Here is an 8616-nt window from a genome sequence, read left to right as displayed (position 1 = left end):
TTCTCCCGCTCTTAACAGAGCCGCGTTTCATGTCGCGTTTGCGCAATTATTCCGTAGGAAAGCGAAACGCAATTCAAGTCGCTCCGCGTTTCGCTGCGCGACATGAAAAACGCGCGTTTTGCGGAACGCTAAACGCCATATCCAATCGACCAAGACAGCGGTCCTTTGCGGAGCATGACCTTAGGATGGGATGGCGAGGTTTCCCGAAGAGTGCAGAACCCCTCCGAAGTTCGCCATATCCAATCTCCCCTTGAGAACAAAAAAATTCCTTTTAACCAATCCTCAATGTTTTCAGAAGAGGTAATTATTAATTATTAATTATTAATTATTGAAGACCCAGGAGGCTAGTTGATTGCTAAGAGCTGAATGCTTAGAGTATTTTTTGCTTGTTCCCTATTCTACTCCATCTAGTAAGAAATTACTGTATATTATTGCTCTAAATTTGTCAGTTCCTTAATTTGACGTCGATGCTTGGCTTTAAGAGATTTAATAGTTCTTTGAAGCTGAGTTTCATAGTTTTGTTTTAATTCTTTAATTTTTTGCTGAAGCTGATTTTGATGTTTATGATTCATAGATTTAATGCTTTCTAACATAGATTCTTGATGAATTTCTTCTAATTCTTTAATTTTATTTTGGACCTTATTTTGATAATTTTCTTCTAAATATTTCATAATTTCTGTCAGCTTTTGCTCATGCTCATTCTCTAAATTAGTAATTTCTTGTTGATATTTTTCTTGTAAATATTTTATAATATCTTGATTTTTTTGCTGATTAATTACTTCTAACTCTTGAAACATCTCGTGATATTTTACTTGCCAAGAACGATTATTCTCTTGAATTTCATGTTGACAATTTCTTTCTAAATCTATTACTTTACGAGAATATTTATCTGTCAAACTTTCTATGGTTTCTTGTGCTTTAGATTCAGCAAATGCTAATTTTTGTATATGTTCATTTTCTAATAATTTAATCTGCTCCTTTAGTTGATTTTCTAATTTAACTTTCTCTGTCGTATGTTTCTGATTTTCTGCTTCTAAAGCTTGAATTTCTGTATGTAATAATTGAAGTTTCTGTTGCTGTGCTTGCTCAATGTCATAGATTTTTGCCTGAGCTTCTCGTAATTGTATTTCATGATTTTTGGTTTGTTGTTTTAACCGCTTTTCCAATAACCAATAAGCACAGCCTAGACCTGCTAGAAAACTAACAATTGTACTAAGTATTAATGATGTTACGAGCATGATTTTGACTATCTCCTTATTTTTATTCCGAGTACCTATAAATGAAACTATTCCATAAGTAAATTATTTAAAATATAATAATAGCATGGTCTATGTTATGTACAATAAACAGTAGATATTCCTAATTTAATCAATGATAATGCAAGAAAAATCAGAATATTTAGAATTTATTCATGCCCATGTTTTGATTTCTGGAAAAGTTCAAGGAGTTGGCTATCGCTTTTCTACATCACAAACAGCAGTCAGTTTAGGTATCAATGGTTGGGTGAAAAATTTACCTGATGGTAGAGTAGAAGCTGTTTTTGAGGGTAAGAAGGAGACTGTGGAAAAGATGATTAACTGGTGTTATACAGGTCCTAGGTCTGCTGTTGTTCAGGATGTTTTAGTTAGGTATCAGCAAGTTGAAGGAATTGAAGGTTTTGAAATTCACCGTATACCCTGAAGAATATTTTGAGGGGCTAGAGCAAAACTACAAACAAAAATACTCTCGTAGGGTGCGTTAATGAAATGTAACGCACCGCTACTCTAGGATGAACAGTAACCTAAGACACATTTAAAATGCGTCTTAGCAACTCAGAAGTCAGAAGTAATAAAGGTTATCCTTTTAACTAGCTATCAGCTATCAGCATTTCAGCTAGCCTCCTACGGAGGAACTGCGAAATTCAGCTTTTTGACCTTGGGTTAAATCTCCGGTTTCTATAAACCGGAAGGTTGAGTCGGGGTTGAAATCCCCGACGAGGGCGTCAAAAAAGTCCTAATGCTGATCGCTGAGGTGCTGAGTGCTGACTGCTTTTAACGAGGCAATAACAAATAAGTCGTTTAAATGCACAACAGCTTAAAAGTCATTGTGACTCGAACGGAGTTTCACGAAGCAATCTTAGAAATAAGACCGATAGCTTAAATTTTTGCCAGGCAAGGGATGTAGCTCCTCCACTTGCTCCGCCTTTCATGTCGCGCAGCGTTTTCCTCCGGAATGCTTCGCAAACATGTCAGTGATAGCCGAAAACGCCTTTAGGTTCAAACACGCACAAATTTATCTAACCTTGCCATCCCTTTTTCTATAGTTGCTAAGTCAGTAGCATAAGATATCCGAATATGATCGTCTGCTCCGAAAGCAATACCAGGAATAACAGCCACATTTGCCTCTTCCAATAAAGCTTTACAAAACTCCAGAGAACTATTACTAATCTTACTAATATTAACAAACATATAAAAAGCTCCCTCCGGTTGAATACAGGAAAGACCGGGTATACCATTAACTAACCGATAAATTACCTCTCGCCGTTGAGCAAAAGCTTGACGCATTTTCTCAACACAGTCTTGAGATGACTCCAATGCAGCGATCGCTCCATACTGAGCAAAAGTACACACATTGGATGTACTATGACTTTGAATTTTCAGTGTGGCATTAATCAATTCTACAGGTGCTGCCAAATATCCTATCCGCCAACCAGTCATTGAATAAGCTTTAGCAAAACCATTACTAATAATAGTATTTTTAAATATATCTGAGCTAACCGCACCAATACTCAGATGTTGGGCATCATCATAAATAATCTTTTCATAAATCTCGTCTGAGACTACCAAAATATCCTTCTCTACTATTACTTCTGCTAATGCTTTAATTTCTGCTGGTTGATAAACCATCCCAGTTGGATTAGATGGAGAATTAAGCACAAATAATTTTGTTTTATCCGTAATAGCTTGACCCAGTTGCTCCGGTGTAACTTTATAACCAGTTTCAGCACCAGTGGTCAAAATTATTGGTTCTCCACCTGCCAGTTTAACCATCTCAGGATAACTCAACCAATAGGGTGCCGGAATAATAACCTCATCCCCTGGTTCAATTAATGCCAACATCAGGTTAAACAAAGAATGTTTACCCCCATTCGTGACAATAATATTTTCCGCCTTGTAGTTTAGGCCATTTTCCTCAGAGAGCTTATGAGCGATCGCTTCTCTAAGTTTAAGTTCTCCTGCTGCTGGGCCATATTTAGTTTTACCTGCCTCTAGCGCCTTTTGAGCTGCTGCTTTAATATGTTCTGGGGTATCAAAGTCAGGTTCCCCAGCACTAAAGCTACAGACATCTATTCCCTCAGCTTTCATTGCTTTTGCTTTAGCTGAGATAGCCAAAGTTAGGGAAGGTGATACTTTATCAACTCTTGCTGCCAGTTTCATTTTTTATCTGTTTAGGTGATTAAGTTTTCCATTTTAGGTTGGACAATGTTTGAGTTCAACCTAGACTATTAGGAAATAATGACATTCAAAGTAATAAATTTAGTAGCAGATGTAGCGGATGTCTGTTTTTAAAGTTTTGAGGAATATAGTATAGCACGGTAGTGCAAGTCAAAAGTCAAAAGTTAAAAGTAATCTCGGCCTTGGTAATTGGTAGAATGATTTTCTACTCTTAGGTGATACCCATCACTTACTCTGGTTAAATATTTAGAGGTATTAGAAACAGATTACTCTTAAAGTTTCATCTCTTGATTTTCCAACCCCGTAATCTCTCTGTGTATATTCATAATTCTATCCACACCTCAATATTCAATCTCCCCACACGGACCACACGGACCACACGGACCACACGGACCACACGGACCACACGGACCACACTCCTCATCTCCCTACTCCCTCTTCTCTGGTATTACAAACTGAATTACACCCCACTGACCATTAGTTAACCATAAAGGGTCTTGTTCACTTAATATTTCGATTTGATCGGGTTCTAACCCAGTTGCTACTTCTGACTTCAAGGTACGCAAAGCGACAAATGGTGTGGGAAAATAATTAGCAATATCTGATAAAGGTGTAGTAAATAACCAATGGCGATCGCCAAGAAGACGCCGATAGTTAGCATCTCCTTTAATCAAAACTAGACTAGCTTTAGCTAACTCCTCCCTTAAAGACTGTGGCATTTCCCAAAAAGCTAGGGGAGCATTCCAAAAAAAGTCATCTCGGCAAATTAAACGACTAGAAGCAATATATTCTTGTAAGCGAGTTGCCAACATTCTGACATTTTCTGAGATATCATTAGCTAATGTTTCTAGAGTGTAAAAGACATCCTGACTCATGGCATCAGATACAAAAGTTGGGTGTGCTTTTAAATGTAGGTAAACAGTATTGGCAGTCTGAGTAGATAAAAGGAAATCTATCAGAAAAAAATCGCAAACTAATTCAAAACTTGCATTATCTATAATTAGATCGATGCGTTGTCCGTGAATATTATTTAAATAGTTGAGTAGATCGTAGGTATCATCTATTAAAATGTGAGTTTGTTGTTGGTGAAGGTCTCTATTAGTATTATCTCCTCCTACAAGTGGCCATAAACTAAGATCGACTTGATTACCCCATAAAGCAGTTTGAAGCAGAGTAGTTATAAAGGTTTGATAACTCTGTTCTTCTGGTAAACCAGTGTTTAAAGCAGTAAAGCGATTGCTAATTGCTCGGATAGCATCCATTGATGTGTCTAAACTTGAGCGTTTTTGATAGCCAAATGGGTCTATACCTTGCCAAATTCCAGGTACAAAATAATCAGTTGCTTCTAACAAACGTCGGAAGAAATAAGCTTCAGCAAAATAAAATGGTAAATCAAACCAACTTTTGCCCTCAAAAGGTTTTAAATAGGATTCCCAGGCAACTATATCTGGCCCTTCAATTTCTCCTAAGGGGCGCACCCATCCTTCAAATAAGTCTGCTACTAAAGATTCTAATTCTTGCACAATAGCTGGAGGAAAATCATTGTCTTTGATGACTCGTTCGATGACACCTGGTAGCCTACAAACTATTGTATAATGGGCGAAGGTATTTTCTGCTGAAGGCATTACAGGCAAAGGTAGTAATAAATCAGAGGTTTCAAATTCATTCATATATTTACTAACTAAGAGATTGAATGTACCAGGAAATATAAAAAAGAAGATAGGGAATAGGAAATAGGAATAGGTGAAGAAAAAATTATTTGTCACAAATAAATTCACCATAACCCCAGGAGTATGAATACTGATACCCGCGCGCCTACAGACTGATTTTAATTTCTGGTCTGCTTCAAGTTTTAAGGTTTAGTCAATTGATAAGTTTGTTAATACTTATTTTACAAAAAATCTCTAAAAAAATAAGAGATGATTTATATCAGTTTCGCAAATATTGCTACATTTTGGTAGTGGTGTGATCGACTTAAAATGTTGAAAATTGCTATTATTAAATATTTAATTACAATTAAAGATATACATTTAAAATTATTTTTATTCTAAAGATGCTAGTTTTTCTAAATTTGACATAACTTGTTCGGCTAACTTCAGCATTCTTGTAGTAATAGCGGGTAAATTATCAATATTATCATCATAATCTGCTTGGTTACGATTGAATCTTAAACGGGATAAATCTTTGCCTATTCTTTGCTTAAGTAAATCAGAACTATGTCGGAATTGATTAATTACAAATTGATGAGTCTGTTGTACAGGAATAGTTATACCTTGACGATCGCGCAAATAATTTCTTGCCAAAATAAAAGCGGCGTAATAACCACGACTAATAGCAGAGCGTAACCGAGCTTCTTCACTCGCACTCATCAGAGCTTTTCCAGCTAGTTGTTTGGCTAAAGCTAAATATTCAGAACAATTAAAACTCATCCTAAATGAATCTCCAATTTATGTTGGGTTTCTCTACAAATATGCAGTGACCAATATTCATCAAGTTCCCAAAGTTTTTCTACTGCTTCATGGCATTCAATTTTGGTGAAAATTATGATGAATAGTTCTTCGTCATGTTTAGTTGCACCAGGGTCTATATGAACTTCTAAACCTAAGCGATCGCCTGGAAAATATTGATGAATTTTTTCTGGCGCTGTTAATAGTATTGGCAAGATAAAAGGATATTTATTCAGAAACTGCAAAACTGCTTCTGGTTCTTTAAAATAATAAAGTTGCTGTAATTTATCTATACCGAAATGAGAAATTTCAGTAATCCTTAAATCACAGATTTGTTGGTTACTCATTATGATATTTATTGTTGAATATATTAATTATATAGCAGTGATTCAGGTTAGGAAATCCCTCTGTTGCCTGTTCTCTTTCAACACAAGTTTATTGTCTTAACAAAAAAACATATTGTTATAGAACAATTCTCATAATGGTAACGTATAAAATCATAGGTTTGAGGGAAGATACAGCAGAAAAGAAGAAAAAAAACTGTACTTCACAAACTTTAAAACCCTAGATAAAATGAATTAGTAAGTTAATAATATTTTAAACTTTTAGTAATTTATACTGATGTATAGTATCAGCTTATACAGAGTTTTTCGCGATTATCTGTGTGACTGAATCTAATTTTTGTAGGACTTACGCAGAAACCGGGTTAAGCAATGAAATTTCGTGGTTTGAAGAACAATAATCAGCGCAATAAACCGGGTTTCTTGTTTGGGTGCGTAAGTCCTGTTTTGATAAATTTTAAGCAGGTAGGCACGAATAAACCTAACTATGTAAAAAAATGTTTATGCAGCTCAAACTCTTGATATTGCTTACTTATACTGGGTTCCAGTCGCTTCGGAAATAGTTAAATTTAATTATGCCTTGCTACTCAAATTAAGTCCAAATCAAGGATTGAGCTTATTGTATACTAATGTTCTACAATAATTCCCTAGAAGGTCTAGGGCAGACCTTGGCCAGGAACTATCGGTCATTAATGATTTACGCGATCGCAGAAACAACTCAATGGCCTTGCAACATTGAAATATTTTATCGATGGCCAATAAAACTGCTGACCTGGAGTAGCGATCGCTGATTCGACGTTTATCTGCAAAAAAGCTCAACTTGATAATTTAGGAATTAAAGTCGGGTGTTGACGAGCGCTGATGCAGTAAAAGATTAGTAGTAACTGTCAATAATCAAGTAAAATAAATCTAACGCTAAATCATTAACAAAGAAAAAAAAGCCCAACGGAGTAAAACCTGCAATTTTGCTAACTGCGATGATTAGAACCGTTTTTACTAATCAGTCTCTGGTCATTTCCTCCTAGACCTTGTATTGCTCGTTCTTTTATTTGATAAAGAATTTCTTGATAATAAGTTATAATTTTGGATTTATCGGTTTCAAACGACAAAATCCCGCTAGTTTCCTCAGTAGACTCACATATAATTTGAATTGACCTCAGATTTTCTGTGCGATGTTGTAATTTTTTTTCTACTGCTTGGTAGTAGCCAATTTTCTTTTTGAGGCTGGAAACTCTCTCTTCTCCCTGTTTAAATATTCAAGGAATCGTCACTAAAGAAATATCAGTCAACAAACTGAAAAACAAAGCTGCAAGTTGCAAAAATTCATTGTCAAACTTAATGTTGCTGACATCTTTGACAAGAAAAATCATATTATTTTTTTTTTTTAAGCAACAGTCTTACTCGGAACTCTGGTATTAATACCACTAAAATCCATGAAATGATGGCGATATTAACTCCTTTTGTCAAAAAGAGTTCTAAGTTTATTGTGTCAACTGAGGTTAAATAGGTACTATAGATACTTGTAGAGTCAACGATTTTTCTCACATAAACATTTTTGATTAGAAAATTGCTTCCTATAGCAAAGAGTAAAAAGCCCAAAGGATTCAAGCTTTTTCTATTAGGTTCGGTGATAAATATTACCCCTAAAATTACAAGCAACAAAATCTTTAACAAATCAAGTACACCTGTTAGTTCACTCAACATATTATGTCCAAACATAGCAACGATAGTAAATGAATCGTTTCAGGTAATTTGCTTTGAAAACTATTAACAATTAAACTTAGAAATGTATCTATATTAATCACGTCGCGGAGCTATGTCGAATTTATCGGATTCTAATAACTGGATAAAAATCTTTGAAGGCAGGGAAAGTATTTTTGGAGAACCCTCCAAAACAAATAGACTCCCTCCACTAAGGATTAATATGCCAATTAGAACCGATTACCGCCGAATAGTCATGGCTAGCAACACAGCTCTTTCTCATTGGTGGCTGGGAGGATGGATAGCTTTGCAAGTTAAAGACCAAGCAAGTAATAGTTTTTCGGACGTTTACCGACAACAATTGCACATGAGAGGTGCAACTATTATGCACTACCTATTAGACGGAGCAACTCCCAGTTATTCACTGCACTTTGAGCCAGTTTTTTGGTTTAAAGATATTAGCATTTTGGTGGAAGCTTATCAGCCTCTCTCTGGGGATTAAATTATTTCTAAAAACTCTAAATTTTCCAGAGTTTCTGTTAAATAATCATCCATTGAGATACAGTCCTCACGGGGTGACAAGCACCCCGAAACTACTACTAGATAAAGATTTCAATAACTATACCTCTGTATAAAATATTGATTTTTCGTGTTTGATAATGATAATTCTTTTTAAAGAAGGGATGGGTTGGC

At 35.5% G+C, this 8616-nt stretch carries 9 protein-coding genes; 3 read left to right on the top strand and 6 right to left on the bottom strand.

Annotated features, from left to right (window positions below; all coding sequences use genetic code 11):
• Nucleotides 1-428 precede the first annotated feature (428 nt).
• Nucleotides 429-1238: a coiled-coil domain-containing protein gene (locus tag F6K22_RS22240; RefSeq protein ID WP_293102802.1), complete on the bottom strand. Its 810-nt coding sequence runs from the start codon at nucleotides 1236-1238 to the stop codon at nucleotides 429-431.
• 139 nt (nucleotides 1239-1377) lie between these two features.
• Here F6K22_RS22240 and F6K22_RS22235 point away from each other — a divergent pair, with 139 nt between their 5' ends.
• Nucleotides 1378-1680, top strand: a complete 303-nt coding sequence (locus F6K22_RS22235; RefSeq protein ID WP_293102799.1) for an acylphosphatase — start codon at nucleotides 1378-1380, stop codon at nucleotides 1678-1680.
• 575 nt (nucleotides 1681-2255) lie between these two features.
• Here F6K22_RS22235 and F6K22_RS22230 read toward each other — a convergent pair.
• The 4 genes from F6K22_RS22230 to F6K22_RS22215 form a co-directional block, all read right to left on the bottom strand.
• A complete protein-coding gene (locus tag F6K22_RS22230) occupies nucleotides 2256-3416 on the bottom strand; it encodes a pyridoxal phosphate-dependent aminotransferase (protein ID WP_293102796.1) in 1161 nt (386 codons plus the stop codon).
• A gap of 446 nt (nucleotides 3417-3862) precedes the next feature.
• The gene (locus tag F6K22_RS22225; RefSeq protein ID WP_293102793.1) at nucleotides 3863-5104 is read right to left on the bottom strand and encodes a damage-control phosphatase ARMT1 family protein; all 1242 of its coding nucleotides are present in this window, start codon (nucleotides 5102-5104) and stop codon (nucleotides 3863-3865) included.
• A gap of 372 nt (nucleotides 5105-5476) precedes the next feature.
• A complete protein-coding gene (locus F6K22_RS22220; protein WP_293102791.1) occupies nucleotides 5477-5863 on the bottom strand; it encodes a HEPN domain-containing protein in 387 nt (128 codons plus the stop codon).
• On the bottom strand, nucleotides 5860-6228 hold the full coding sequence (locus F6K22_RS22215) for a hypothetical protein (protein ID WP_293102788.1): 369 nt from the start codon (nucleotides 6226-6228) through the stop codon (nucleotides 5860-5862). Before F6K22_RS22215 ends, F6K22_RS22220 begins: the two co-directional genes overlap by 4 nt.
• A gap of 623 nt (nucleotides 6229-6851) precedes the next feature.
• On the opposite strand from F6K22_RS22215, the gene F6K22_RS22210 reads away from it, so the two are divergent.
• Nucleotides 6852-7013: a hypothetical protein gene (locus F6K22_RS22210; protein WP_293102785.1), complete on the top strand. Its 162-nt coding sequence runs from the start codon at nucleotides 6852-6854 to the stop codon at nucleotides 7011-7013.
• Nucleotides 7014-7593: 580 nt separating this feature from the next.
• On the opposite strand, the gene F6K22_RS22205 is transcribed toward F6K22_RS22210, so the two are convergent.
• On the bottom strand, nucleotides 7594-7926 hold the full coding sequence (locus F6K22_RS22205) for a hypothetical protein (protein WP_293102783.1): 333 nt from the start codon (nucleotides 7924-7926) through the stop codon (nucleotides 7594-7596).
• Between the two features lie 220 nt (nucleotides 7927-8146).
• Between F6K22_RS22205 and F6K22_RS22200 the strand changes: the two genes are divergently transcribed.
• Complete coding sequence (locus F6K22_RS22200) at nucleotides 8147-8425, top strand: hypothetical protein (protein ID WP_293102780.1); 279 nt, start codon at nucleotides 8147-8149, stop codon at nucleotides 8423-8425.
• The last annotated feature ends 191 nt before the right edge of the window (nucleotides 8426-8616 follow it).

The sequence above is a fragment of the Okeania sp. SIO2F4 genome (genome assembly GCF_010672385.1).
Taxonomy (GTDB): domain Bacteria; phylum Cyanobacteriota; class Cyanobacteriia; order Cyanobacteriales; family Microcoleaceae; genus Trichodesmium.
The sequence above is the reverse complement of the archived record's forward strand: the minus strand, read 5'-3'. Positions and strand labels throughout refer to the sequence as shown.

Coding starts and splice junctions, on each gene's coding strand:
- F6K22_RS22240 (WP_293102802.1), bottom strand. CDS start 1,238: ATGCTCGTAACATCATTAATACTTAGTACAATTGTTAGTTTTCTAGCA.
- F6K22_RS22235 (WP_293102799.1), top strand. CDS start 1,378: ATGCAAGAAAAATCAGAATATTTAGAATTTATTCATGCCCATGTTTTG.
- F6K22_RS22230 (WP_293102796.1), bottom strand. CDS start 3,416: ATGAAACTGGCAGCAAGAGTTGATAAAGTATCACCTTCCCTAACTTTG.
- F6K22_RS22225 (WP_293102793.1), bottom strand. CDS start 5,104: ATGAATGAATTTGAAACCTCTGATTTATTACTACCTTTGCCTGTAATG.
- F6K22_RS22220 (WP_293102791.1), bottom strand. CDS start 5,863: ATGAGTTTTAATTGTTCTGAATATTTAGCTTTAGCCAAACAACTAGCT.
- F6K22_RS22215 (WP_293102788.1), bottom strand. CDS start 6,228: ATGAGTAACCAACAAATCTGTGATTTAAGGATTACTGAAATTTCTCAT.
- F6K22_RS22210 (WP_293102785.1), top strand. CDS start 6,852: ATGTTCTACAATAATTCCCTAGAAGGTCTAGGGCAGACCTTGGCCAGG.
- F6K22_RS22205 (WP_293102783.1), bottom strand. CDS start 7,926: ATGTTGAGTGAACTAACAGGTGTACTTGATTTGTTAAAGATTTTGTTG.
- F6K22_RS22200 (WP_293102780.1), top strand. CDS start 8,147: ATGCCAATTAGAACCGATTACCGCCGAATAGTCATGGCTAGCAACACA.